The following is a 23,551-nucleotide window of genomic DNA, read 5'->3' as shown; positions in this document are numbered from 1 at the left end:
AGCGAGATACGCATCACGCCTTCTTCATCTTCTCCCGCAAGATGCCCCAGCGCTCCTGCGCCTCTTTCGGCCAGACCTCTTTCCGATCGTAATACTCGGCGAACACTTTCGCGCCCGGCGGGAACGTCACCCAGGGCTGCTTCGACGACGTGAAGATGTGGACATCCGGCGGACACTGGCTCGGATCGTCCAGCGTGCCGACACGGACGAAGCGCACCGCCGGTCCCGCGCCCGGATAATTGCTCCACACCGCGACCTTGCAGATGGGGCAGCGCGCGATCTTCTGCCCCTTGCCGCTCGCCGACGGCGTGTCGACGATCTCGGGCTCGGCCGCGATGTGTGCGACCCGTTCGGCCTCGTACATCGCGTTGAGCGCATGCACGGTGCCGGTCTCGCGCTGGCACCATGTACAATGGCAGGCGTGCACGATCAGCGGCCTGCCGGTCAGGCGGTAGCGGACATTTCTGCAAGTGCATCCACCTTCCATGTCGTACCGCCTCCTTTGTTTAATTCCCTAGTGCTTGCCGGCTCCCATGTAACCGAACAGGAAGCCCGCCACCTTGCGCTTCTGGATTTCCTCGCTGCCTTCGGTGATCCGATAGCGGCGGTGATGGCGGTAGATGTGCTCGAACGGCTTGTGGCGCGAATAGCCCATGCCGCCATGCACCTGCATCGCGCGGTCAGCGGCCTCGCAGCACAGACGGTTTGCCCAGAAATTGCACATCGAGACCCGGTCGGACAGCGTGTGCTCGACCTGCGCCTGGGTCAATTGATCCATCTCCCAGGCGGTCTTGCGGATCAACAGCCGCAGCATCTCGGCCTGGGTCGCGAGCTCGACCAGCGGCCACTGGATCGCCTGGTTCTCGGCCAGCGCCTTGCCGAACGGCTTGCGCTCGCGGGCATATTTCACGCTCTCATTGATGCAGTAGACCGCAGCGCCAAGCGAGCTCGCCGCCTGGCGGATGCGGTTCTCGTGCACGAAGCATTGCGCCAGCGACAGCCCGCGGCCGACCTCGCCGAACTGTGCATCCTCTGGCACGAACACGTCGGTGAAGCTGACGCGCGGATGATCGGTCGGCATGTTGAAGGTCCACATATACTCCTCGACCTTCACGCCCGCCGATTTCGCCGGCACCAGGAAGCAGGTGATGCCGCGCGCATCGCCGTCATTGCCCGAGGTGCGGGCAAACAGCGCGCAGTGCGTCGCGACATGCATGCCGGTCGTCCACATCTTCTCGCCATTGATGATCCAGCCCTTGACGTTGTCACGTGTGGCCTGCACCGCCCTGGTCTCCATATGCGTGGCGTCGGAACCATGCTCGGGCTCGGTGAGACCAAATGTGATGCGGTACTTGCCGGTGATCGAGCCGTCGATCATCGCCTTCTGCTCGTCGGTTCCATAGCGGTCGAGCATGGTGACTATCGGCAAATTACCGACGATCGAATGCTCGTTCTGCAAATCGTTGTGCAGGCCGAGACCCTTTGAGGCAAAGTGTTCGCGGATGACGGCCATCCAGAGGTTGGAGCCGTCCTTGCCGCCGTAACGCTTCGGGATCGCGAAGCGCAGATGGCCGGCCGCATCGGCCAGGTTCTTGGCCTTGCGCAGCAGCAGCTCCCATTCATGGCGCGGCAGGCCGCCCTTGTCGAAATCGGTGCGCGCCCATTCACGGCGATGGTCGAAGAAGCGGATGTTGTCATCAGCCTCTTCCAGCGGCTTGATCTCGCGTTCGATGAAGCGATCGAGCTCGGCGAGATAGGCTGTCAGGTCAGCCGGCAGATTGAAATCCAAGGCGGTCTCTCCCGGAAATATTGTTGATTCTGATTTTGCGTCTAGACGCTGTCGCGCATCCGCGTTCGGATCGATTAAGGTGAGAAGCGCGCGGCCAAGTCAAGCAGGCCATTGAGGCTTGCACGCGCGGTCGCGTTGCGTAATTGGATGGCACGGAACGACGCGCAGGCGCTAGGATAGTGGCCATATTCTTCGCGGCAGAAAATCGACGGGAGCAAACATGGATCTGAAATTCTCCAAGGTGACGCGCAAGGGTCCCATCACCATCGTGACGCTGTCGCGGCCCGAGGTTTACAACGCGCTGCATATCGATGCGCATTTCGAGCTCAACAAGGTGTTCGACGACTTCTCCGCCGACCCGGAGCAGTGGGTGGCGATCGTCACCGGCGCCGGCGACAAGGCGTTCTGCGCCGGCAACGACCTGAAATGGCAGGCCGCCGGCGGCAAGCGCGGCTGGGACAAGGGCGGCTTTGCCGGCCTCACCACCCGCTTCGACTGCGACAAGCCGATCATCGCCGCCGTCAACGGCGTCGCGATGGGCGGCGGCTTCGAGATCGCATTGGCATGCGATCTGATCATCGCTTCCGAGAATGCGACCTTCGCCCTGCCCGAGCCGCGCGTCGGCCTCGCGGCGCTGGCTGGCGGCCTGCACCGGCTGCCGCGCCAGATCGGGCTGAAGCGCGCCATGGGCATGATCCTGACCGCGCGCCATGTCAGCGCCAAGGAAGGCCTCGAACTCGGCTTCGTCAACGAGGTGGTGCCGCAGGGCGAGGCGCTGGCAGCCGCCGAGCGCTGGGCCGAGACCATCACCAAGAACTCGCCGATGTCGATCCGCGCCTCCAAGCAGGCGATCCAGAAGGGCCTCGAAGTCTCGCTCGAGCAGGCGTTGGCCGAGCAGCGCGACTATCCGGCGGTGAAGGCGATGGCCGCCTCGCAGGATTACATCGAGGGACCGAAGGCGTTTTCGGAGAAGCGGCCGCCGAAGTGGCTGGGGCGGTAAAGACTTCGTCCGCACCTCAATGGCGGGGAGGTGAGCGCATGGCTGTCTCCCCTGTCGTCCCGGCGAAGGCCGGGACCCATTACCACCTATGTGAATTGTGGATGAAAGGCTGTAGCCCCAGCATCGCACCACAAGTGAGATTTGGGGTTATGGGTCTCGGCCCCCGTGCGCAATTGCGCACTAGGCCGGGACGACGGTGAGGTTATTGGAGCGCAGCGAAACCCATCAGCGCTCTCGCCGCGTCGTGATGGGTTTCGCTTCGCTCTACCCATCCTACTTGGTCTCCAGTTCCCGCTTGTAGGATGCGTAGTTCGGCTGGTCGACGGCGAGCTTGTCCAGCGTGGTCTGCCACAGATGCTCCGATAGCCCCGGCGTTTTCAGATCGACCTCGCCACCTGCGATCTTGTCCGACAGCACGCGGTTCAGCTCCATCAGCGTCCCGTCGGTACCCAGCAATTGCTTCAGCCGCGCGGCCTCGGTCGCATCGCCGGCCTCGGCGAGCGCGAGCTGCCGCGTCACCAGATCGAGCGCGTTGATGCCGACGCGCAGCTTGAAGCCGTTGTGCCCCTTGATCACGGGCGCGATCTCGCTGCGCAGGAAATCGGCGACGGCCTTGATCAGCTCCGTGGGTGTCGGTTCGTCCTGCATGTCACTTGCTCTCTTTCTTGCGCATGATCGATTCCGAAAACCGGCCTCCACTTTTCGGGATCATGCGCGCGGCGCCAGCAAGCGCAACAGATCGATCTCGGTTTCCGACGCGCGCCGCCCGATCATCGCGCGCTCCATCGAGTGGTCCGGGCCACTTCGGAAGCGCTGCATCATGCCGCAGCACATCACGCCCCAGCGCAGCGTGCCCATCACTTCCCAGAACATCACGCGGTCGGGGTCGGCCTTGCGGCCGGCTTCTGCATAGCCTGCGAACAGATCTTCGCGTGTGCCGAAGCCGCCGACCGGCTTGTCGATCTCGCCGAAGCGCCAGGAGTTCACGCAGATCCAGCCGAGATCCTCCATGGGATCGCCGGTATGCGCGAGCTCCCAGTCGAGCACCGCGCGCACCCCGTCGGGGCCGATGATCAGGTTGCCGTGGCGGAAATCGCCGTGCACCAGCGTCACCTCGGACGACGGACCGGGATCGTGATCGCGCAGCCAGCGCAGCGCCAGCTCGAACACCGGCCGCGGCCAGTTGAAGCTGTGATACTCGCGGGCGAGATCCTCGATCTCCTTGGTCGCCGTCAGGCCGCGCAGCTTGGGCAATTTCGCCTGCGGCAGGCCATGGATGCCGGCGATGACGCGGCCGAGCTGGCGCGCGAGGATCGGCCGCGCGCCGGCGAATTCCTCGTCGCGCAAAATTTTCCGCGCGATGGTCTCGCCTTCGACCCGCGCCATGATAAAGCCGCGGCCAAGGCCGTCCTCCGGCCTCAAGACATGCATCACCTTCGGCGACGGCAGGCCCGCGTCATGCGCGAGCTGCATCAGCGTCGCCTCGGCATCGAGGCCGGCGGCGCGGCCCGGCGCGGCACCGTAGCCCGGCGGCGCGCGGCGCAGGATCGCGCCGACATTGCCGTTCGGGTGCACGATGTCGAACGTCCAGGTCTCCTGGCTGGCGCCGCCGGAGAGCTTTGCGGCGCCGGTGACGCCGGTTGCGCCTGGATGAAACGAGGCGACGCAGCGGGTGAGCTCGGTCTCGATCATTTGCCCTTGAACTTCGCCGGCCGCTTCTCGAGGAATGCGGTGACACCTTCCTTGAAATCCTCGGCACTACCTGCAAGGCGCTGCGACTCGAATTCCAGATTGAGCTGATCCTCGAGGGTATTTTCCGGGCTGTCCCAATAGAGCTTTCGGATCAGCGACAACGCCACCGTCGGGCCGTTGGCGAGATCGTGCGCGAGCTTCATGGTTTCTTCCATCAGCGCGGCGTCGTCATAGACGCGGTTGACGAGACCCCACTCCAGCGCCTTCTCGGCCGGCAGCCGCTCGCCGAGCAGCGACAGCTCGACCGAGCGCGCCTTGCCGATCAGCCGCGGCAACAGCCAGGTCGAGCCGCAATCCGGCACCAGGCCGATGCGGCGGAACGCCTGCAGGAAATAGGACGAGCGCGCGCACAGGATGAGGTCGCCCATCAGGGCGAAGCTCATGCCGGCGCCGGCGGCCGGACCGTTCACCGCCGTCACGATCGGACAGTGCAACTTACGCAATCGGCGCAGGAACGGATGGAACGCGGTCTCCAGCGCCGCGCCGGCATTGCTCTTGCCGGGCTTCTGCTGGTTGCGGCCCTGCAGATTGGCGCCGGTGCAGAAGGCGCGGCCGGCACCCGTGATCACCAGGCAGCGCACCTCGTCGCGCTTGTCGTCGATCGCATCGAGTGCCTCCGCAAGCCCGCCGAGCATGTCGATCGAGACCGCGTTCATGACTTCCTGGTGGTCGAGCCTGAGGATCGCGACCGATCCGTCGAAGTCGAGCGTGACGTGTTTGAACTGCATGGTTTCCTCTTCACGTTGTTTCGGCGGTTGGTACCGCGGTAGGTCGATGCTTCGACCCATATTTGATTTTTGTGCCGGGCTTGTCCATGGTCGGCGGCAAGCCCATCCGTGAACGCGTGATTAGCGCGCACCAAACCAAATGGAAACCCCAATGAGTGGCATCTTCGATCTCACCGGCCGCGTCGCTGTCATCACCGGCGGCAATGGCGGCATCGGCCTCGGCATCGCGCAGGCGCTGAACGCCGCCGGCTGCAACGTCTCGATCTGGGGCCGCAACGCGGAAAAAAACGCCAACGCCGCGGCCTCGATGAAGGCCGGCCCCGGCAAGGTCGCGACGCAATTCTGCGACGTCAGCGATCCCGGCTCGGTCAAGACCGCGATGAAGGCAACCCTCGACACCTTCGGCCGCGTCGACGGCTGCTTCGCCAATGCCGGCATCGGCGGCGGCGGACGAAGAGCCTTCATCGACCGCACTGAGGAAGAATGGCGCAAGATGTTCGCGACCAATCTCGACGGCGTGTTTCACGTATTCCAGGCTGCGGCACGCCACATGACCGACCGCGCCGAGGCCGGCGACAAGTTCGGCCGGCTGGTCGCGACCTCGAGCCTCGCCTCGCTGTTCGGCACCGCGCGCAACGAGCACTATGCCGGCACCAAGGCGGCGCTGAACGCGCTGTGCCGCGCACTCGGCGTCGAGCTCGCGCGCCACGGCGTCACCGCGAACGCGATCCTGCCCGGCTGGATCAAGAGCGACATGACCGCCGGCATCATGGCCAACGACAAATTCGTCGCCAATGTGATGCCGCGAATCCCGGTGCGCCGCTTCGGCGAGCCGAGCGATTTTGGCGGCATCGCCGTCTACATCATGAGCAAGGCGTCGTCCTATCATACGGCGGATTGTTTTGTGATCGACGGCGGGTACACGGCGTTCTGAGTTGGCTCTTGCCGCAACACTGATGTCGTCCCTGCGAAAGCAGGGACCCATAACCACAGGGCGCGGTTGTCGAAGCAGGCTGGGGCCATAGCGTCTCACCCAATGTGCAACGGTGGTTATGGGTCCCGGGTCGCGCTGCGCTTGCCCGGGACGACAGCGAGTATGTGGCGCGGCCTGTGAATCATCATGCATCCACATCCTTGCGGCGCTGCTGCGTCCAAGTCTTGCGTCTACTTGCCTCCTCCAAAGCAGAGGGCACAGGGAAAGCCCGGCGCCGATCGCAGCGTCGCGCGGGGATGCGCAGTTGCGTGGCGCGGAATGACGGCCGCAGAGTGACGGGTAGAGCAACGCGCGACGCAGCGTTGCTTCCGTCGTGGCAAAACTGCTGCTAGCGTTTGAGCCGCAAGGGACGCAATGAGGCGGCTTTTAACAAGCAGGGAGGATATTTCAGATGTTTTCACACGTGATGGTTGGCACCAACGATCTGGACAAGGCCAAGGCGTTCTATGATGCGCTGCTTGGCACGCTCGATGTCCGGCCGGCCCGGGTCGACGGTCACCGCATCATGTACCTCACCAAGGCCGGCATTTTCATGGTGTCCAAGCCGATCAACGGCGAACCGGCGACGCATGCCAATGGCGGCACGATCGGCTTTGCCTGCTCTTCGCCGGAGCAGGTCGAGGCTTGGCACGCGGCCGGCGTCGCCAATGGCGGCAAGCCTTGCGAGGACCCGCCGGGTGTACGGGAAGGTTCTGGCGTGAAGCTCTACCTTGCCTATCTGCGCGATCTCGACGGCAACAAGATCTGCGCGATGCACCGGATGGTCTGACGATCCGAGCGTCGTCCGCGGCGGCGTTCAAACAACGTTTGAAACGCCGTCGCGAAATTCCGCGATGCGGTAGGGGCGATCGAAAAATCGGTGCTCGCGCTTGGCGCCGCGCGCGTCTATTGTCCGCCGCGAAACGCGCCTTCGCGAGGGAGAAAAGACAGTGAAACATGCCTATGTGCCGCGCACCACGAACTACACGCTCAATCCGGGCGACGAGCTCAATGACCTGCGGATGTCGGACAAGGTCCGCCCGCTCTACGATCATGTGAAGCAGTTCATCCGCGACACGGTCGACCCGATGTCGGTCGAGTTCTATCGCGCCGGCGAGAAGAAGACCAACCGCTGGAGCTTCACGGACGAGCAGCTCGCGATCCTGCAGAAGGCCAAGGACAAGGCCAAGGAAGTCGGCCTCTGGAACTTCTTCCTGCCCGACGCCGAAACCGGCGACGGCCTCAACAACCTCGACTACGCCTACATCGCCGCCGAGCTCGGCAAGAGCCCGCTGGCCTCCGAGACCATGAACTGCTCGGCGCCGGACACCGGCAACATGGAGGTGCTGGAGCGCGTCGGCACCAAGGCGCAGAAGGAGAAGTGGCTGAAGCCGCTGCTCAACGGCGAGATCCGCTCGGCCTATGCGATGACCGAGCCGAACGTCGCCTCCTCCGACGCCAAGAACATCTCGACCACCGCGAAGCTGGTCGGCGACGAGTGGGTGATCAACGGCGAGAAGTATTACATCTCCGGCGCCGGCGATCCGCGCTGCAAGATCATGATCGTGATGGTGAAGACCAATCCCGACGCCGCGCCGAGCAAGCAGCAATCGCAGATCCTGGTGCCGATCGACACCCCCGGCGTCGAGATCCTCGGGCCGATGCACGTGTTCGGCCATGACCATGCGCCGCGCGGCCACATGCATCTGCGCTTCAACAATTGCAAGGTGCCGAAGGAGAACATGCTGCTCGGCGAAGGCCGCGGCTTCGAGATCTCGCAGGTCCGCCTCGGACCGGGCCGCATCCATCACTGCATGCGCACCATCGGCAAGGCCGAGAAGGCGCTCGACATGATGGTGCAGCGTGGCCTGACCCGCGAAGCCTTCGGCAAGAAGATCGCCCATCTCGGCGGCAACATGCAGATCATCGCCCAGGCGCGCTGCGAGATCGAGGCGATGCGGCTGATGGTGCTGAAGGCGGCCAAGGCGATGGACGTGCTCGGCAACAAGGAAGCCCGGGTCTGGGTCTCGATGGTCAAGGCCATGGTGCCCGAGCGCGCCTGCAAGGTGATCGACCAGGCGATCCAGATGCACGGCGCCACCGGCATCTCGCAGTGGTCCCCGCTCGGCGAAATGTACCAGGACGTCCGCCATCTGCGCTTCGCCGACGGTCCGGACGAGGTGCACTGGATGGTGGTCGGCCGCCACGAGCTGAGCATGTCGTAGCTTCTCCTCCTCCCTCTCCCCGCTCTTCGCGGGGTCGAGACGAGCGCAGCTCGCTCTTAGAGGGTTGGGGTGAGGGGCTGCCTCCTCGAAGACGGTGAGAGAAGGACTCGCGGAGATTCCCCCTCACCCATATCGCATCTTCGATGCGATATGACCTCTCCCCGCAAGCGGGGCGAGGTAAGGAAGCAAGTCTGCAAGGCGGGTGCGCGCAAGCGTAACCCGCCTTTTGCTTTCCGAACCGTCGGCGGCAGGTTACCCTTGCGCTAACCCGCCCTACGCCTTTCGGAATGACCATTATGGAATATTCCCCCAGCGACCTGAGCCAGCGCGAACGCTACAAGGTGCTGACCTCTTTCGTGCTGCCGCGGCCGATCGCCTGGGTGACGAGTCTCGGCGCCGACGGCGTCGTCAATGCGGCGCCGTTCTCGTTCTTCAACGTGTTCTGCGAGGATCCGCCGCTCTGCATGTTTGCGGTCAACCGCAGGCCGGACGGCCGCGAGAAGGATACCCTGGTCAACATCCAGCGGCTGGGCGAGTTCGTGGTCAACCTCACCGACGAGTCGCTGGCGCGCGCGATGCACGAGACGAGCGGCGACTTCCCACCCGAGATCGGCGAGCCCGATTATCTCGGCCTGAAGCTCGCGCCCTCAAGCAAGATCGCAGTCCCTCGCCTCGCCGAGGCGCCGTTTGCGATGGAGTGCAAGACCTGGAAGCTGATCGACGTCAATGGCGACCGCCAGCTGATCATGGGCGAAGGTATCCATTTCCACATCGGCGACGAATTGTGGGACCGAGACGCGATGCGCGTCCACATGGAGCGCTACCACCCGATCGGCCGCATGTTCGCCGACCGCTACTGCCGCACCGACGACCGCGTGGTGTTTCCCGCGGCCGGGGGCGCAAAGAAATAGAGGATCAGACAATGAGCGAAGCATTCCGCGACAACGAAGCGCAGAGCCGGTTCGAGCTCGCCGTCGACGGCTCAACCGCCTTCGTGGTCTACCGCAAGACGCCGGACACGATCACGCTGGTTCATACCGAGGTGCCTTCGGAGCTCGGCGGCCGCGGCATCGGCTCGAAGCTCGCCCGCGCCACGCTGGATGCGGTGCGCGCGCAAGGCATCAAACTCGTGGTGAAGTGCGAATTCATCCAGGGCTTCATGAAGAAGCATCCGGAGTATGACGATCTGTTGGGGTGATCGCAGGGCGGCTTGGCAAAGCGTGTCATTCGTCATGGCCGGGCTTGTCCCGGCCATGACGCGTTTCGTCACGATGCCGCCTGCTCGACCTTGTCCTGCGTCTTCGTTTCGAAATCGCTGGCCTCATGGCGCTCGTGGAGCTGGCTCGACGGCTCGCCCCAGGTGCGGTTGACCATCCGGCCGCGCTTCACCGCCGGCCGTGCCGCGATCGCATCGGTCCAGCGCTGCACGTTCTTGTAGTCCTGCACCGAGAGGAATTCGCCGCCGCCGTACAGCAGCCCCTTGGCGAGGCTGCCGTACCAGGGCCACACCGCCATGTCGGCGATGGTGTAGACATCGCCCGCGAGATACTCGTTGTCGGCGAGCCTGCGGTCGAGCACGTCGAGCTGGCGCTTCACCTCCATCGCGAAGCGGTCGATGGCATATTCGATCTTGGTCGGCGCATAGGCATAGAAATGCCCGAAGCCGCCGCCGAGATAGGGCGCGGCGCCCATCTGCCAGAACAGCCAGGAGAAGGTTTCGGCGCGGGTCTTGACGTCGGTCGGCAGGAACGCGCCGAACTTTTCCGCGAGGTACACCAGGATCGAGCCCGACTCGAACACCCTGACCGGCTCCTTCCCGCTGCGGTCCATCAGCGCCGGGATCTTCGAGTTCGGATTGACCGCGACGAAGCCGCTGCCGAACTGGTTGCCGTCGATCTTGATCAGCCAGGCGTCGTATTCCGCGCCCTTGTGACCCGCCGCCAGCAGCTCTTCGAGCATCACGGTGACCTTCACGCCGTTCGGCGTCGCCAGCGAGTAGAGTTGCAGCGGATGGCGGCCCACCGGCAGTTCCTTGTCGTGGGTGGGACCCGCGATCGGCCGGTTGATGCTGGCGAAGCGCCCGCCGCTTTCCTTGTTCCAGGTCCAGACTTTCGGCGGCTCATAGGCAGAAATGTCATTCACGTCGTTGGCTCCCGATTCATGTTCTTGCCGGGTGGCGCGGCGGCCGCCGTGCCCATCCCATGTCCGCACTAGATGGTGCGCAGGCTGCGCTTTGCCCACCCCGCGCGATCGCATTTTCTATCCAGCGGAATGCACCGCGAGGGATGCAGCCGGAGCAGCGCCTGCACGCAAGATCGCCGTGGCCGAAACCCGCTTGGCTTCGCTGACCGTGATGCGCTAGCGTTGCAGGGGCTGACGCCAACAAGCACAAGAAGCAGCCGCCGGGAGAGAACCAGTCCATGAAATCACCGATCTGCGACATGCTGGGGATAGACTTTCCCCTGCTCGCCTTCAGCCATTGCCGCGACGTGGTGGCGGCGGTCAGCCGCGCCGGCGGCTTCGGCGTGCTCGGCGCAACCGCGCATTCGCCGGAAACGCTGGAGCAGGAGTTGAAGTGGATCGACGCGCATGTCGACGGCAAGCCCTATGGCATCGACGTGCTGATCCCTGAAAACATCTCGACCGCGGGCGAGAAGAACGTCACCTGGAAGAGCCTCGAGGCACGTGTCTCGCAGGAGCATCGCGACTTCACCCGCAATCTGCTGAAGAAATACGATATCGAGCTGACCAGCCGCAACGTCGCCGACAACCAGCCGCAGCCGTTCGACGCCGAGACCGCGCTGCAACTGCTTGAGGTCTCGTTCCGGCATCCGATCAGGCTGATCGCGAATGCGCTCGGCGTGCCGCCGAAGGCGATGATCGAGATGGGACGCAAACATGGTGTGCCGGTGGCGGCATTGATCGGCTCCAAGGAGCACGCGCTGCGCCAGGTCGCGGCCGGCGTCGATATCCTCGTCGCGCAGGGCACCGAGGCCGGCGGCCATTGCGGCGAGGTCTCGACCATGGTGCTGGTGCCCGAGGTGATCAAGGCGGTCAAAAAGATCCGCGACGTCCCGGTGCTGGCCGCCGGCGGCATCATGACCGGCAGCCAGATGGCGGCCTGCATGGCGATGGGCGCGGCCGGCGCCTGGACCGGCTCGGTGTGGCTCGCCACGGTGGAATCGGAGACCTCGGAGATCTTCCGCGAAAAGATGATCGCAGCCTCCTCGCGCGATGCGGTGCGCTCGAAGGGCCGCACCGGCAAGCCGGCGCGGCAGCTCCGCTCGGTGTGGACTGACGCGTGGGACCGCTCGCCGGAAAGCCCCGGCGCGCTCCCGATGCCGCTGCAAAGCATCATCAGCCGCGACGCTTTCAACGCCATCGACCGCGCTGCTGCGGCCGGCAATGAGAAGGCGCGCGATCTCGTCAGCTATTTCGTCGGCCAGGGCGTCGGCCTGGTCGACAGCGTGAAATCCGCCGGCGCCGTGGTGCAGGAGTTCAAGGAAGAATTTGTCGAGGCCGTCGAGCACATGAATGCGCTGGTGGCGGAGTGATCGAATGCGTCTCATCCTTCGAGACGCGGCCAAGTGGCCGCTCCTCAGGATGACGGTGTGCCCGTAGCCGTCACCCTGAGGTGCGCGCCCTTGCGCGCCTCGAAGGTGACGGCGTGGCGAAGACCTAGAAAGTGAAGCAAGAAAAAAATGACCACATCTCACATCCCGGAAGACCGCATTCCCGTCATCGTCGGTGTCGGCGAGATCGTCGATCGTCCAAAGGACATCGCCGCCGGCCTCGAACCGCTCACCTTGCTGGAAGAGGCGCTGAAGCGCGCCGAGGCCGACAGCGGCGCCAGGCTGCTGTCAGACGTGCAGTCGCTCGACGTCGTCAACTTCCTGAGCTGGCGTTACCGCGATCCCGAGAAGCAGCTGGCGCAGCGGCTCGGCATTCAGCCTTCGCATCTCTATTACGGCCCGGTCGGCGGCGAGAGCCCGATCCGCTATTTGCATGAGGCTGCGCAACGCATCGCGCGCGGCGAATGCAGCGTCGCCGCGGTCTGTGGCGCGGAGGCGCAGTCGACCGCGACCAAGGCGCAGCGCGCCGGCGTAGAGCTGCCGTGGACGCCGTTCGCGCACGACGTGGAGGAGCCGAAGCGCGGCGCCGCGTTCCAGAAACCGATGGCTGTTGCGCTCGGCGTGTTCCGGCCGATCACGGTCTATCCGCTCTATGAGTCCGCAACATCGGCGCATTGGGGCCAGACGCCGCGCGAGGCGCTGAAGGAATCGGGCGAGTTGTGGTCGACCTATGCGCGCGTCGCCGCCGACAATCCGAACTCGTGGCTGAAGAAGACGTTCACCGGCGAGGAGATCACCACGGCCACGCCCTACAACCGGATGATCGCCTGGCCGTATACAAAACTGATGGTGGCGAACCCGACGGTGAATATGGGCGGCGCGCTGATCCTGACCAGCCTCGCAAAAGCGCGCGCGGCCGGCGTGCCGGAGGACAGACTGATCTATCCGCTCGGCGGCGCCTCGGCGGAAGAGCCGCGCGACTATTTGATCCGCGATCAGTTCGTCGAAAGCCACGCGCAGACCGCGGTGCTGAAGGCGGTGATGGATCTCGTCGGCGGCGATGGGAAAAAGTTCGACGCGATCGAGCTCTACAGCTGCTTCCCCTGCGTGCCGAAGATGGCGCGCCGGACGCTCGGCCTCGGGTCCGACGTGCAGCCGACCGTGACCGGCGGTCTCACGTTCTTCGGCGCACCGCTCAACACCTACATGACGCATTCGGCCTGCGCGATGGTGCGCAAGCTCCGCAGCGGCGGCACGCTCGGCCTGCTCTACGGCCAGGGCGGCTTCGTCACCAAGCATCATGGCCTCGTGCTGTCGCGCGCGGCGCCGAACGTCGCGCTCAAGCAGGACACGTCCGTGCAGGCGGAGGCCGACCGCAACAGGCGCAACGTGCCCGACTTCACCGCCGAGGCTGCGGGCAAAGGCAAGGTCGAGGCCTTCACCGTGATCTATCGCGCCAATGGCGAGGTCGAGCACGGCGTCACCATGCTGCGCACCGAGGACGGCCGCCGCACGCTCGGCCGCATCCCGGCGAGCGACACGGCAACGCTGGCCTATGTGCAGGACATGGACCGCACGCCGGTCGGCACTACAGGCGACATCGTCACCGCCGGCGATGGCATGCTGGAATGGCGGGTGGGGTAGCAATTCCTGCCACGCCGCAAAATCCGCCGTCATCCTGAGGTGCGAGCGGAGCGAGCCTCGAAGGATGGGCTGCGAACACCGTCGTGATCCCATCGTTCGAGGCGCGCAAGGGCGCGCACCTCAGGATGACGGCAGAGCAAGCGGCTTGAGGTGAGAGGCAGGAACGAACTTACCCGTCCTCCCCTACCCTTTCACGTCCTGCTTTTCGGACGCCGTGGTCGGTTTGCCCTTGGCGCCGGCACCGGTGACGCGCACATGGTCGCCATCGGCAAGTCCGTCCGGCGGGGCGGTGATGATGCGGTCGTCGGGCGCGAGACCGGTGGCGATCTCGATCTCCTTGCCGAGGTCGCGGCCGATCTTCACGGTCTTGAACAGCACCTTGTCGTCAGGACCGACGGTTGCGACCCGCAGGCCGCTGCTGTTGAAGATCAGCGCGCTGGCGGGAATGCTGAGCGGCGTGGATTCACGCTGCAGGTTGAGCTTCACGCTGGCATAGCTGCCCGGCATCAATTCGCCGGAGGAATTGTCGAGCCCGAGTTGCATCCGCGTCGTGCCGGAGGCGACATCGACCGCCTGCGAGGAGGCCTCCACCGTCGCCTGGAAGGCGCGGTTCGGGTAATCCGGCAGTGCCAGCGTGGCCTTGGCACCGATCTTGATCGCCGGGACGTAATTCTGCGGCACGTTGACATAGACGCGCAGCTTGGTGATGTCCGAGATCGTGAACATCGCCGGGCCCGAGTTGCCGCCGGCGTTGATCAGCGCGCCGACGTCGGTGTCGCGCGAGGTCACCACGCCGTCGAACGGCGCCGTGATCTTCTTGTAGCCTGCGAGCGCTTCCAGCCGCTCGACATTGGCCTGGCCGGCCTTGACCGCACCGTTCTTGTTGGAAAGGTCGGCAGTACGCTCGTCGATCTCCTGGGCGGAGACGAAGTTCGAGGCCACCAGCGTCTTGCGCCGGTTCAGCGTGGCCTCGGAGAGCTTGGCCGAGGCCTGGGCGCTGGCGAGATCGGCGCGCGCCTGCAGCAATTGCTGGTCGAGGTCGGGCGCCTCGATCTCGGCGATCACCTGGCCGGCCTTGACGCGGGCGCCGATGTCGGCGTCCCAGTTCTTGAGATAGCCGGACACCCGGGCATAGATCGGCGCGCGGGAATAGGCCTCGAGCCGGCCCGGCAGGTCGATCGTGGGGCTCAGCGTCTTGGCATTGGGCAGCGCCACCGCGACGGTCGGAATGGCCTGGTCGTCGGTCCATTCCTTCAGCCGTGTGTCCTGTTCCTCACGGGCGCGGATCCCGGTGCCGACGATCAGACCCGCGCCGACCAGGGCCACCACGCCGAAGATGCCCAGCTTCCGGCGTGAGACCGGGGGGCGCTGTTCAGTGGGCGGCATGCGGAATCTCCGATGAGGCGGCGGCTTTGGCGCCTTGCTTCTTGTGTACCATACTGAATACCACGGGAACAAACATCAGGGTCGCGAAGGTGGCGAAGATCAGGCCGCCGATCACGGCCCGGCCCAAAGGCGCGTTCTGCTCGCCGCCCTCGCCGAGCCCCAGCGCCATCGGCGCCATGCCGATGATCATGGCAAGTGCGGTCATCAGCACCGGGCGGAACCGGACGAAGCCGGCCTCCAGGGCCGCCGCAACGGGATCGCCGAGTTCCTCATAGCGCTCGCGGGCGAAGCTGATCACGAGCACGCTGTTGGCGGTCGCCACGCCCATGCACATGATGGCGCCGGTGAGCGCCGGAACCGACAGCGTGGTCTCCGTCGTGAACAGCATCCAGACGATGCCGGCGAGCGCTGCGGGCAGCGCCGTGATGATCACGAACGGGTCCGACCAGGACTGGAAATTCACGACGATCAGGAAGTAGATCAGCACGACCGCGCCGAGCAGGCCGAACAAGAGGCCGGTGAAGGCCGAGTTCATGGTCTGCACCTGGCCGAGCAGCACCACGGACGAGCCCTTCGGCACCTCCTTGGCGGTGTCGGCGATCAGCTTGCGCACGTCGGTCGCGACGCCGCCGAGATCGCGGCCTTGCGTCGTGGCGTAGATCTGCACCAGCGACTGGATGTCATATTGCGACACCACCGCGCTCGAGGTCGCGCGCTTGATGTCGGCGATGCCGCCGAGGATCGGCGCCTGGGTGTTGCCGGTCGCGGTGATCGGCAGGGTCTGCAGCGCGCTCAGCGAGTCGATCTGGTATTGCGGCGTCTGCATCACGATCGAATACGACACGCCGTTATCGGGATTGAGGTAATAGGTCGGCGCCACCTGCGAGGAGCCGGCGAGGTTGACCACCAGCGAGTTGGTGACGTCGCGCTCGGTCAGGCCGACATATTGCGCGCGGGTGCGGTCGACATCTATGTTGAAGGTCGGGTTGTTCGGCGACTGCTGGATCCGCGCATCGGCGATGCCGGGGATGCGCTTGATCCCGGCCAGCAGCTTGTTGGCATAGGCGAAGTTGGCATCGAGATTGGCGCCGCGGATCTGCAAATCGATCGGCGCCGGCGCGCCGAAGTTCAGGATCTGGCTGACGATGTCGGCCGGCAGGAACGCGAAGCTGGTGCCCGGGAACAGCCGCGGCAATTGCTCACGCAGCGTGCGGACATGCTGCTCGGTCGGCTTGTGGCCTTCCTTCAGGCGGATCTGGATGTCGCCGTCCTGCGGACCGATCACGCCGGTGTTGTTGTAGGTCATGTTGATGCCGGAGATCGGCATGCCGATGTTGTCGGTCATGGTCTCGATCTCGCCGGGCACCAGCTTGCGGATCGCCTTCTGGATGTCGGCGAGCTGGTTGGCGGTCTCCTCGACGCGGGTGCCAACCTGGGTGCGGACATGCATCAGGATGTTGCCGGCATCGACCGACGGGAAGAAGTTGCGCCCCAGGAACGGCACCAAGAGGAACGACGCCGCGACCACCGCGAGGAAGCAGCTCACGAACACCGTGCGGTGACCGAGCGCCATCGCGAGCAGGCCGCGATAGCCGCTGCGGATGCGCTCGAACCGCGCCTCGAAACCACGCTGGAACCAGACCAGGGGATTGCGCGACTTCGGCGGCGCGCCCTCATGATGCACATGCGCCTGCAGCAGATAGTTCGCCATGGTCGGCACCAAGGTGCGCGACAGGATGAACGACCAGATCATCGCGAACATCACCGCTTCGGCCATCGGCACGAACAGGAAGCGCGCCACGCCGGTCAGGAAGAACATCGGCACGAACACGATGCAGATACAGAGCAAGGAGACGAAGGCCGGCGTCACGATCTGGTTGGCGCCGTCGAGGATCGACTGCTCGACCGGTTTGCCCTGCTCGAGGTGATAATTGATGTTTTCGATCGTCACCGTGGCGTCGTCGACCAGGATGCCGACCGCGAGCGCGAGGCCGCCGAGCGTCATGATGTTCAGCGTCTCGCCGATCAGGGACAGCATGATGATGGCCCCGAGCACCGACAGCGGGATCGACACCGCGATGATGACGGTCGAGCGCCAGCTGCCGAGGAACAAGAGGATCATGATGCTTGTGAGCAGCGCGGCGATCACGCCCTCGAAGGCGACTCCGGTGATCGCGCCGCGGACGAACACCGACTGGTCGCCGATGAAGCCGATCTTGAGCGCGTCCGGCATCTGGTCCTTGACCTCGATCACCTTCTGCTTGATGCCGGAGATGATATCGAGCGTCGAGGTGGCGCCGGCCTTCAGCACCATCATCAAGACCGAGCGGTTGCCGTCGACATGGACGATGTTGGTCTGCGGCGGGTTGCCGTCGCGCACCGAGGCGACGTCGCGCACATAGACCATCGCGCCGTTGACCTGCTTGATCGGCAGGTCGCCGAGCTCCTCGAGCCGCAGCGGCGAGTTGTTGAGGTTGATGGTGTATTCGAAATTGCCGATCTTCTGCGTGCCGACCGGGGTGATCAGGTTCTGCGCGGCGAGCGCGTTGGCAACGTCCTGGCCCGACAGGCCGCGCGCCTGCAGCGCGGTCGAATTGAGGTCGATCTGGACCTGGCGCTGCTTGCCGCCGAACGGATACGGGATCGCCGCACCGGGCACCGTGACCAGCGGCGTGCGCAGCTGGTTGATGCCGATATCGGCGAGGTTCTGCTCGGTCAGGCCCTCGCCCGACAGCGCGACCTGGATGATCGGAACCGTCGAGGCGCTGTAGTTCAGGATCAGCGGCGGCGTCGCGCCTGGCGGCATCTGCTTGAGCAGGGTCTGCGAGATCGCGGTGACCTGCGCATTGGCGGTGCGGATGTCGACGTTGGGCTGGAAAAAGATCTTGATGATGCCGACGCCGTTATAGGAATTGGCGACGATGTGCTCGATGTCGTTGACGGTCGTGGTCAGCGCGCGCTGGAACGGCGTGGTGATGCGGCCGGACATCTGGTCCGGCGGCAAGCCGGTGTACTGCCAGACCACGCCGATCACGGGGATGCGGATGTCCGGGAAGATGTCGGTCGGCGTGCGCAACGCCGCCAGCGGTCCGATAATCAGCAGCAGGATCGCGAGCACGACGAAAGTATATGGCCGGCTCAGCGCGATACGGACCAGTGCGATCATAAAACAAGCATTCCCGAAATGAAGCCCGCCCAGGCAGAGGAATCGACATTGCAAAAGTCGTTCCGCAGCGGCCGATTTACCCGATGGCGGGCAAAACGCCAACCCGCGGAGCCGCGGCGGCTTTCACTTCCTCGGCATAGTGCGTGAGGCTGCGCGCTCCGATCGGCCATGCCGGGCGCTGTGCCGCCGATCGCGCGCGGATCGTCGTCAAAAAGAGACGGCTCTGCTGCGAATGCGAGCCGGCTGAGGACGCTATTTCGGCCGACGCGAGCTTAACGCATCGCTGCTCTGCGAAAATGTAAAACGTGGTGGGCCGGGTCAGCCCACCACGTCGGCATCGGTTACGCGAAGGATGGCGCCCGCCCCGGCGGCGCCGCCGGATCAGGCGGCGCGGACGGCGTCGAGGAACTTGCTGACCTCGAGCTTGAGACGGCTGCTGTCGCCCGAGAGCGATTGGGCCGCCGACAGCACCTGGCTCGACGCCGAGCCGGTTTCATTGGCGCCATGCTGGACGTCGGTGATGTTGGCCGAGACCTGCTGGGTGCCCTGCGCCGCCTGCTGCACATTGCGGGAGATTTCCTGCGTCGCCGCGCCCTGCTCCTCGACCGCGGCCGCAATGGTGGACGAGATCTCCGACAGCCGTTCGATGGTCGAGGAGATTTCCTTGATCGCGCCGACCGACTCCTGGGTCGCGGTCTGGATGCCGGCGATCTGCTGGCCGATCTCGCCGGTCGCCTTGGCGGTCTGCTCGGCCAGCGCCTTCACCTCGGACGCCACCACGGCGAAGCCGCGGCCGGCCTCGCCAGCGCGCGCCGCCTCGATGGTGGCGTTCAGCGCCAGCAGATTGGTCTGGCCGGCGATGGTGTTGATCAGCTCGACGACGTCGCCGATCCGCGCGGCGGCCTTCGACAGCTCGCTGACGCGATCGTTGGTGGTGCGCGCCTGGCCGACGGCATCGCCGGCCATCCGTGCCGACTCCTGGACCTGGCGGCTGATCTCGGTCACCGACGACGACAGCTCCTCGGTCGCCGACGCCACCGACTGAACATTGGTCGAGGCCTCCTCGGACGCCGCGGCAACCGACGTGGTCAGCTCCTGCGAACGCCGGGCGGTCGACGACAGGGTGCCGGCGGAGGCTTCGAGCTGGGTCGAGGCCGACGACACGGTCTGCACGATCTCGCCGATCATCTGTTCGAAATTGCGGGTGATGGTATCGACCCGGCGGCCGCGCTCGATCTTGGCTTCGGCGTCGGCAGCCGCGGCTTCATCGGCCGCCTTCTTGGCGACCAGGGCTTCCTTGAACACCTGCAGCGTATCGGCCATCGCGCCGATCTCGGTCTTCTCGCCCTGATGCGGCACGTTTGCGGTCAGGTCGCCGCGGCCCAGCGCCTGCATCGGGCTCACGATCGAGGCGATGCCGGCCGAGACGTCGCGGATCATCAGGAAGCTGACGCCGACGCCGACGATGATGGCGGCGCCGAGGATCATCGCAAGCAGCATGACGGCAGACGCGTAGCTGTTTGCCGCCTCCTGCGCCGCCTTGTCGGCGCCGGCATTGTTAAGCTCGATGTCCTTGCGCAGGATCTCGTCGGCCTCGAGGCCGATCTTGTTCACGGTCTTGGCGTTCAGCTCATGCGCTTCGTGCTGGGTCTTGCCGACATCCCTGCGCGACAGCGCCATCACCTCCTCGGTGCCCTTCTTGTAGCGGGTCCAGGCATCGACCCATTGATTGTAGAGCGCGCGCTCCTCGGGGGATGCGATCAGGGGTTCATAGGTCGCGCGGACCTTGGTATTGGCTTCGACCACGGTCGCAAGGGTCTTTTCCTGCGCGAGCTTGTCCTCCAGCGTCTCGGACAGCATGTGCTCGCGGATCACGTTGCGATAGGTGATGACGCCGGCGCGCAGATCGCCGAGCGCACGCACGCTCGGCAGCCAGCTCGTCGTGATGTCGACGGTGTTGGCGTTGATCGACCGTAAATTCACGACCGCGAGCAGGCCCATGCCGGTCATCGCGACAAGCAGGAACGCAACCACGGCAATAATCTTGGCGCGGATCGAGAATTTGGCGAACATCGTGGGGTCTCTTGATATCGGGCTCGCGAAGCCCGATCGAATGGCTGGGGGCGCGGCGGGACGCCGCAGACATCAAAGCCAGCCCCCCTCCTTAAGTAGGGTTAATTTGGTCCCCCGTTGAACTACTGAGACGCTGTTCGACGCCGTGGCATGATGCGCGCCAGCCGCATCAAGGCATCAATGCCAGCGCATCCGAGAAAAACTCCGGCCCGCCGAAATTGCCTGATTTCAGGGCAAGCACCATCTCGCCTCTCCCGGCGCCGACTGCTCGCAGAACCGGCACGCCGGCGGCGATTTCCGCACCGACCAGGAATCCAGGGATGCGCAGGCGATCGACCACGGCGCCCGAAGTTTCACCACCGGCGACCACCAGCCTGTGCACGCCCGACTGCACCAGACCATCCGCGATGTCGGCCATCGCCTGTTCGATGGCATGCCCGGCTGCATCGCGACCATGACGGGATTGCACAGCTGCCACCTCATCCGGGGTCGAGCTGCTCGCAATCAGGATCGGCCCCGCCCCGAGCCGGTCCCTGGCCCAGGCGAGCGCGCGCTGCGCCTCGTCCTTGCCGGCGACCACCCGCTCGGGATCGAGGTGCAGGACCGGCATCACCTTCTCGGCGTTGGCGATCTGGCGCAAGGTCGCCTGCGAGCAACTGCCGGCAAGGCACGCCGCCGCGCCGCCGACCGGCGTCGCCAGCATCGCATCCGCGGTGTCCGGTTTGGCCTTGCTCGCGGCGACCAGCGCCCGCGCCAGGCCAAGCCCGATCCCGGAAGCGCCGACCGAAAGACGGTGTTCCAGCGCGACCTGCCCGATAGTCTCGAGGTCGCGGTCGAACACCGCATCGACGATGGCGGCGCCGATGCCGCTTTGCGTGAGCTCGGCGAGCTTTGCCCGGACGGCGTCCGCGCCACGGCTCAGCGTCACCAGATCGACCAGGCCGACCTTGGTCGTGCTTTGCCGCGCCAGCACGCGAACCAGATTGGAATCATGCATCGGGTTGAGCGGATGGTCCTTCAGCGGACTCTCGTTCAGCGGCACCGCGCCGACGAACAGATTGCCCTGGTAGACGGTGCGGCCGGTCTCCGGGAATGCCGGCGTCACCAGCACGATGGCATCCCTGGAATCGGCGCGCAGCGCGTCCATCACGGGGCCGATATTGCCGGCATCGGTTGAATCGAAGGTCGAGCAGATCTTGAACAGGATGTGTTTGGCGCCGCGGCCGCGCAGCCAGGCCTCCGCTGCGCGCGAACGCGTCACGGCGAGGCCGGCCTCGATCGAGCGGCTCTTCAGCGACACCACGACGGCGTCGACCTCGGGCAACGCGAGATCGTCCGCGGGCACGCCGATGGTCTGCACCGTGCGCAGGCCGGCGCGGGTCAGCGTGTTGGCGAGATCGGAGGCGCCGGTATAGTCGTCGGCGATGCAACCGAGAGACAGGTTTCCGGCTGATGTCACGGCTTCACTCCGGCATAGGGCTTGAACCAGGCGAGACCGTCGGTGGTCTTGCCGCGCGGATTGTATTCGCAGCCGACGAAGCCGCCATAGCCGAGCCGGTCGAGCTCGCCGAACAGGAACGGATAGTTCAGCTCCTCGCCGTCGGGCTCGTTGCGCGAGGGGATCGACGCAATCTGGATGTGGCCGATGATCGGCATCATTTCGCGCAGCCGCATGGTGACGTCGCCATGGATGATCTGGCAGTGGTAGATGTCGAATTGCAGCTTCAGGTTCGCAATCTTGAGCTCGTTGATCAGATCGCGCGCGAAGATGAAGTCGTTGAGGAAGTAGCCGGGCACGTTGCGCGGATTGATCGGCTCGATCACGAGGTCGAGGCCGTGCGGCGCGAAGAACTCCGCGGCATGGGCGACTGATTTGCGAAACGCGGCGACCGCCCTGGCATCGCTGCGCTCGGCTATTCCCGCCATCAGATGCACCCGCTTGACGCCGGTCGCCTGCACATAGGGCAGCGCGGTCTTCAGGCTTTGCTGGAGGTCGGCGAAGCGATCGGGCAGCGCGGCAAACCCTTTCTCGCCGGCGTTCCAGTCGCCCGGCGGCAAGTTGAACAGCGCCTGCGTCAACCCATTGCCTTTCAACCGCTTGTCGACCTCCTCGGCCGGATGGTCGTAAGGAAACAGGAACTCGACCGCGGTGAAGCCCGCTTTCGCCGCCGCCTCGAAGCGGTCGAGGAACGGGACCTCGTTGAACATCATGGTGAGGTTGGCGGCAAAACGGGGCATTGCAGGATCCTCTTATTTCTCGCCTGGAAGCTTGGTGCCGGTAACCTGCGCATACATCCGCGCCACCGACGCATCGTCGTCGCGGCCCATGCCGGCGGCCGCGGTCATCAGGAACATCTGCAAGGCCGCGGCCGAGACCGGCACCGGGAAGCGTGCATTGCGCGCCATGTCCTGGATGATGCCGAGATCCTTGACGAAGATCTCCACCGCGCTGCGCGGCGCATAGTCGCCGTCGAGCACATGCGGCATGCGATTCTCGAACATCCAGGAATTGCCGGCAGAGGCGGTGATCACCTCATAGACCTTACGGATGTCGAGGCCCTGCTTGGCGGCAAAGGCGATCGCCTCCGAGGCGGCCGCGATATGCACGCCGGCCAGCAGCTGGTTGATCATCTTGAACGCAGCGCCCTGCCCCGCGGCATCGCCGAGCTCGTAGAGTTTTGCCGCCATCGCATCCAGCGCCGGCCGCGCCTTCGCAAACGCCGCCGCGCTGCCGGAGGCGAGAATTGTCAATTCGCCCTGCGCCGCGCGTTGCGCGCCGCCGGAGATCGGGGCGTCGAGATAATGCCGGCCGGTCGCCTCGAGCTGTTTTGCGAGGCGCCGCGCGATATCGGGGTCCATGGTCGCCGACGAGATGAAGACCGCGTCCTTCGCCAAGGTCTCGGCGACACCGTCCTTGCCGAACAGGATCCCTTCAGTCTGCGCGGCATTGACGACGACGCTGACGACGATGTCGGCATCCCGGGCCGCCTCGGCCGGCGACCTGGCGCCCTTGCCGCCGTCGGCGACGAAGCGCGCCACCGCATCGGCCGACACGTCGCAGCCGGTCACCTCGAAACCGGCCCGCCTGAGCGAGGTCGCCATGCCGTATCCCATCGAGCCCAGCCCGATGACGGCGACACGTGATGTTGCGGAACTGGACATGTGGCGATCCCTGAACATTTTTAGTTGTTTGAGCATGATCTTTTCGGAAAACCGGCTGCCACTTTGCGCCAGCGCGGCCTT

At 65.1% G+C, this 23,551-nt stretch carries 20 protein-coding genes; 8 read left to right on the top strand and 12 right to left on the bottom strand.

All coding sequences use genetic code 11. The annotated features are described in order from the left end of the window. Positions 1-13: 13 nt before the first annotated feature. Positions 14-487 carry a GFA family protein gene (locus ACVWYP_RS18460; RefSeq protein ID WP_304499317.1) on the bottom strand — a complete coding sequence of 158 codons (474 nt, stop codon included), beginning with the start codon at positions 485-487 and terminating at the stop codon, positions 14-16. 27 nt (positions 488-514) lie between these two features. Continuing rightward, positions 515-1,789 carry an acyl-CoA dehydrogenase family protein gene (locus ACVWYP_RS18455; protein ID WP_028338741.1) on the bottom strand — a complete coding sequence of 425 codons (1,275 nt, stop codon included), beginning with the start codon at positions 1,787-1,789 and terminating at the stop codon, positions 515-517. 220 nt (positions 1,790-2,009) lie between these two features. Here ACVWYP_RS18455 and ACVWYP_RS18450 point away from each other — a divergent pair, with 220 nt between their 5' ends. After that, positions 2,010-2,789, top strand: coding sequence for an enoyl-CoA hydratase-related protein (locus tag ACVWYP_RS18450; RefSeq protein WP_028331766.1), 780 nt, complete (start codon positions 2,010-2,012; stop codon positions 2,787-2,789). A gap of 273 nt (positions 2,790-3,062) precedes the next feature. On the opposite strand, the gene ACVWYP_RS18445 is transcribed toward ACVWYP_RS18450, so the two are convergent. The 3 genes from ACVWYP_RS18445 to ACVWYP_RS18435 are packed head-to-tail and all read right to left on the bottom strand — an operon-like array spanning position 3,063 to position 5,269. Beyond that, positions 3,063-3,437 carry a DUF6285 domain-containing protein gene (locus ACVWYP_RS18445; RefSeq protein ID WP_304499316.1) on the bottom strand — a complete coding sequence of 125 codons (375 nt, stop codon included), beginning with the start codon at positions 3,435-3,437 and terminating at the stop codon, positions 3,063-3,065. A gap of 60 nt (positions 3,438-3,497) precedes the next feature. Continuing rightward, positions 3,498-4,481, bottom strand: coding sequence for a phosphotransferase family protein (locus ACVWYP_RS18440; protein WP_304499315.1), 984 nt, complete (start codon positions 4,479-4,481; stop codon positions 3,498-3,500). Beyond that, complete coding sequence (locus ACVWYP_RS18435; protein ID WP_018270541.1) at positions 4,478-5,269, bottom strand: enoyl-CoA hydratase/isomerase; 792 nt, start codon at positions 5,267-5,269, stop codon at positions 4,478-4,480. The genes ACVWYP_RS18440 and ACVWYP_RS18435 overlap by 4 nt, the downstream gene beginning before the upstream one ends. 151 nt (positions 5,270-5,420) lie before the next feature. Here ACVWYP_RS18435 and ACVWYP_RS18430 point away from each other — a divergent pair, with 151 nt between their 5' ends. The 5 genes from ACVWYP_RS18430 to ACVWYP_RS18410 all read left to right on the top strand — a co-directional run bounded on the left by ACVWYP_RS18430 (position 5,421) and on the right by ACVWYP_RS18410 (position 9,665). Next, the gene (locus tag ACVWYP_RS18430; RefSeq protein ID WP_035630930.1) at positions 5,421-6,203 is read left to right on the top strand and encodes an SDR family NAD(P)-dependent oxidoreductase; all 783 of its coding nucleotides are present in this window, start codon (positions 5,421-5,423) and stop codon (positions 6,201-6,203) included. Positions 6,204-6,654: 451 nt separating this feature from the next. Continuing rightward, positions 6,655-7,032, top strand: a complete 378-nt coding sequence (locus tag ACVWYP_RS18425) for a VOC family protein (RefSeq protein WP_035630932.1) — start codon at positions 6,655-6,657, stop codon at positions 7,030-7,032. Positions 7,033-7,192: 160 nt separating this feature from the next. Continuing rightward, positions 7,193-8,467: an acyl-CoA dehydrogenase family protein gene (locus tag ACVWYP_RS18420; protein ID WP_304499314.1), complete on the top strand. Its 1,275-nt coding sequence runs from the start codon at positions 7,193-7,195 to the stop codon at positions 8,465-8,467. A 296-nt stretch (positions 8,468-8,763) separates the two neighbouring features. Then, positions 8,764-9,378, top strand: a complete 615-nt coding sequence (locus ACVWYP_RS18415) for a flavin reductase family protein (protein ID WP_304499313.1) — start codon at positions 8,764-8,766, stop codon at positions 9,376-9,378. An 11-nt stretch (positions 9,379-9,389) separates the two neighbouring features. Further along, complete coding sequence (locus ACVWYP_RS18410; protein ID WP_304499312.1) at positions 9,390-9,665, top strand: GNAT family N-acetyltransferase; 276 nt, start codon at positions 9,390-9,392, stop codon at positions 9,663-9,665. Positions 9,666-9,733: 68 nt separating this feature from the next. Here the strand turns inward: ACVWYP_RS18410 and yghU are convergent, their stop codons facing one another. After that, complete coding sequence (yghU, locus tag ACVWYP_RS18405) at positions 9,734-10,609, bottom strand: glutathione-dependent disulfide-bond oxidoreductase (RefSeq protein WP_028338750.1); 876 nt, start codon at positions 10,607-10,609, stop codon at positions 9,734-9,736. 278 nt (positions 10,610-10,887) lie between these two features. On the opposite strand from yghU, the gene ACVWYP_RS18400 reads away from it, so the two are divergent. Together ACVWYP_RS18400 and ACVWYP_RS18395 are read left to right on the top strand one after the other, a co-directional pair. Next, positions 10,888-12,021: a nitronate monooxygenase gene (locus ACVWYP_RS18400; protein WP_304499311.1), complete on the top strand. Its 1,134-nt coding sequence runs from the start codon at positions 10,888-10,890 to the stop codon at positions 12,019-12,021. A gap of 147 nt (positions 12,022-12,168) precedes the next feature. Further along, the gene (locus tag ACVWYP_RS18395) at positions 12,169-13,683 is read left to right on the top strand and encodes an acetyl-CoA acetyltransferase (RefSeq protein WP_304499310.1); all 1,515 of its coding nucleotides are present in this window, start codon (positions 12,169-12,171) and stop codon (positions 13,681-13,683) included. Between the two features lie 183 nt (positions 13,684-13,866). On the opposite strand, the gene ACVWYP_RS18390 is transcribed toward ACVWYP_RS18395, so the two are convergent. The 6 genes from ACVWYP_RS18390 to ltnD form a co-directional block, all read right to left on the bottom strand. Beyond that, positions 13,867-15,069, bottom strand: coding sequence for an efflux RND transporter periplasmic adaptor subunit (locus tag ACVWYP_RS18390; RefSeq protein ID WP_304499309.1), 1,203 nt, complete (start codon positions 15,067-15,069; stop codon positions 13,867-13,869). Beyond that, a complete protein-coding gene (locus ACVWYP_RS18385; RefSeq protein ID WP_225160710.1) occupies positions 15,056-18,235 on the bottom strand; it encodes an efflux RND transporter permease subunit in 3,180 nt (1,059 codons plus the stop codon). The genes ACVWYP_RS18390 and ACVWYP_RS18385 overlap by 14 nt, the downstream gene beginning before the upstream one ends. 381 nt (positions 18,236-18,616) lie before the next feature. Next, entirely contained in the window at positions 18,617-20,308 is a 1,692-nt protein-coding gene (locus tag ACVWYP_RS18380) for a methyl-accepting chemotaxis protein (protein WP_304499308.1), read from the bottom strand. 169 nt (positions 20,309-20,477) lie between these two features. Further along, complete coding sequence (otnK, locus tag ACVWYP_RS18375; protein ID WP_304499307.1) at positions 20,478-21,767, bottom strand: 3-oxo-tetronate kinase; 1,290 nt, start codon at positions 21,765-21,767, stop codon at positions 20,478-20,480. After that, on the bottom strand, positions 21,764-22,546 hold the full coding sequence (gene otnI / locus ACVWYP_RS18370; protein WP_304499306.1) for a 2-oxo-tetronate isomerase: 783 nt from the start codon (positions 22,544-22,546) through the stop codon (positions 21,764-21,766). The genes otnK and otnI overlap by 4 nt, the downstream gene beginning before the upstream one ends. 12 nt (positions 22,547-22,558) lie before the next feature. Then, the gene (gene ltnD / locus ACVWYP_RS18365; RefSeq protein ID WP_259171330.1) at positions 22,559-23,488 is read right to left on the bottom strand and encodes an L-threonate dehydrogenase; all 930 of its coding nucleotides are present in this window, start codon (positions 23,486-23,488) and stop codon (positions 22,559-22,561) included. Between the last annotated feature and the right edge of the window lie 63 nt (positions 23,489-23,551).

This window comes from Bradyrhizobium sp. USDA 3262 (assembly GCF_054060035.1).
Note: the sequence above shows the minus strand (reverse complement) of the source record. Positions and strands in the feature narration are given on the sequence as shown.

Excerpts from the sequence above, each read along its gene's own strand:
- ACVWYP_RS18460 (WP_304499317.1), bottom strand. The coding sequence starts at position 487 with ATGGAAGGTGGATGCACTTGCAGAAATGTCCGCTACCGCCTGACCGGC.
- ACVWYP_RS18450 (WP_028331766.1), top strand. The coding sequence starts at position 2,010 with ATGGATCTGAAATTCTCCAAGGTGACGCGCAAGGGTCCCATCACCATC.
- ACVWYP_RS18445 (WP_304499316.1), bottom strand. The coding sequence starts at position 3,437 with ATGCAGGACGAACCGACACCCACGGAGCTGATCAAGGCCGTCGCCGAT.
- ACVWYP_RS18440 (WP_304499315.1), bottom strand. The coding sequence starts at position 4,481 with ATGATCGAGACCGAGCTCACCCGCTGCGTCGCCTCGTTTCATCCAGGC.
- ACVWYP_RS18435 (WP_018270541.1), bottom strand. The coding sequence starts at position 5,269 with ATGCAGTTCAAACACGTCACGCTCGACTTCGACGGATCGGTCGCGATC.
- ACVWYP_RS18430 (WP_035630930.1), top strand. The coding sequence starts at position 5,421 with ATGAGTGGCATCTTCGATCTCACCGGCCGCGTCGCTGTCATCACCGGC.
- ACVWYP_RS18425 (WP_035630932.1), top strand. The coding sequence starts at position 6,655 with ATGTTTTCACACGTGATGGTTGGCACCAACGATCTGGACAAGGCCAAG.
- ACVWYP_RS18415 (WP_304499313.1), top strand. The coding sequence starts at position 8,764 with ATGGAATATTCCCCCAGCGACCTGAGCCAGCGCGAACGCTACAAGGTG.
- ACVWYP_RS18410 (WP_304499312.1), top strand. The coding sequence starts at position 9,390 with ATGAGCGAAGCATTCCGCGACAACGAAGCGCAGAGCCGGTTCGAGCTC.
- ACVWYP_RS18400 (WP_304499311.1), top strand. The coding sequence starts at position 10,888 with ATGAAATCACCGATCTGCGACATGCTGGGGATAGACTTTCCCCTGCTC.
- ACVWYP_RS18395 (WP_304499310.1), top strand. The coding sequence starts at position 12,169 with ATGACCACATCTCACATCCCGGAAGACCGCATTCCCGTCATCGTCGGT.
- ACVWYP_RS18390 (WP_304499309.1), bottom strand. The coding sequence starts at position 15,069 with ATGCCGCCCACTGAACAGCGCCCCCCGGTCTCACGCCGGAAGCTGGGC.
- ACVWYP_RS18385 (WP_225160710.1), bottom strand. The coding sequence starts at position 18,235 with ATGATCGCACTGGTCCGTATCGCGCTGAGCCGGCCATATACTTTCGTC.
- ACVWYP_RS18380 (WP_304499308.1), bottom strand. The coding sequence starts at position 20,308 with ATGTTCGCCAAATTCTCGATCCGCGCCAAGATTATTGCCGTGGTTGCG.
- otnI (WP_304499306.1), bottom strand. The coding sequence starts at position 22,546 with ATGCCCCGTTTTGCCGCCAACCTCACCATGATGTTCAACGAGGTCCCG.
- ltnD (WP_259171330.1), bottom strand. The coding sequence starts at position 23,488 with ATGTTCAGGGATCGCCACATGTCCAGTTCCGCAACATCACGTGTCGCC.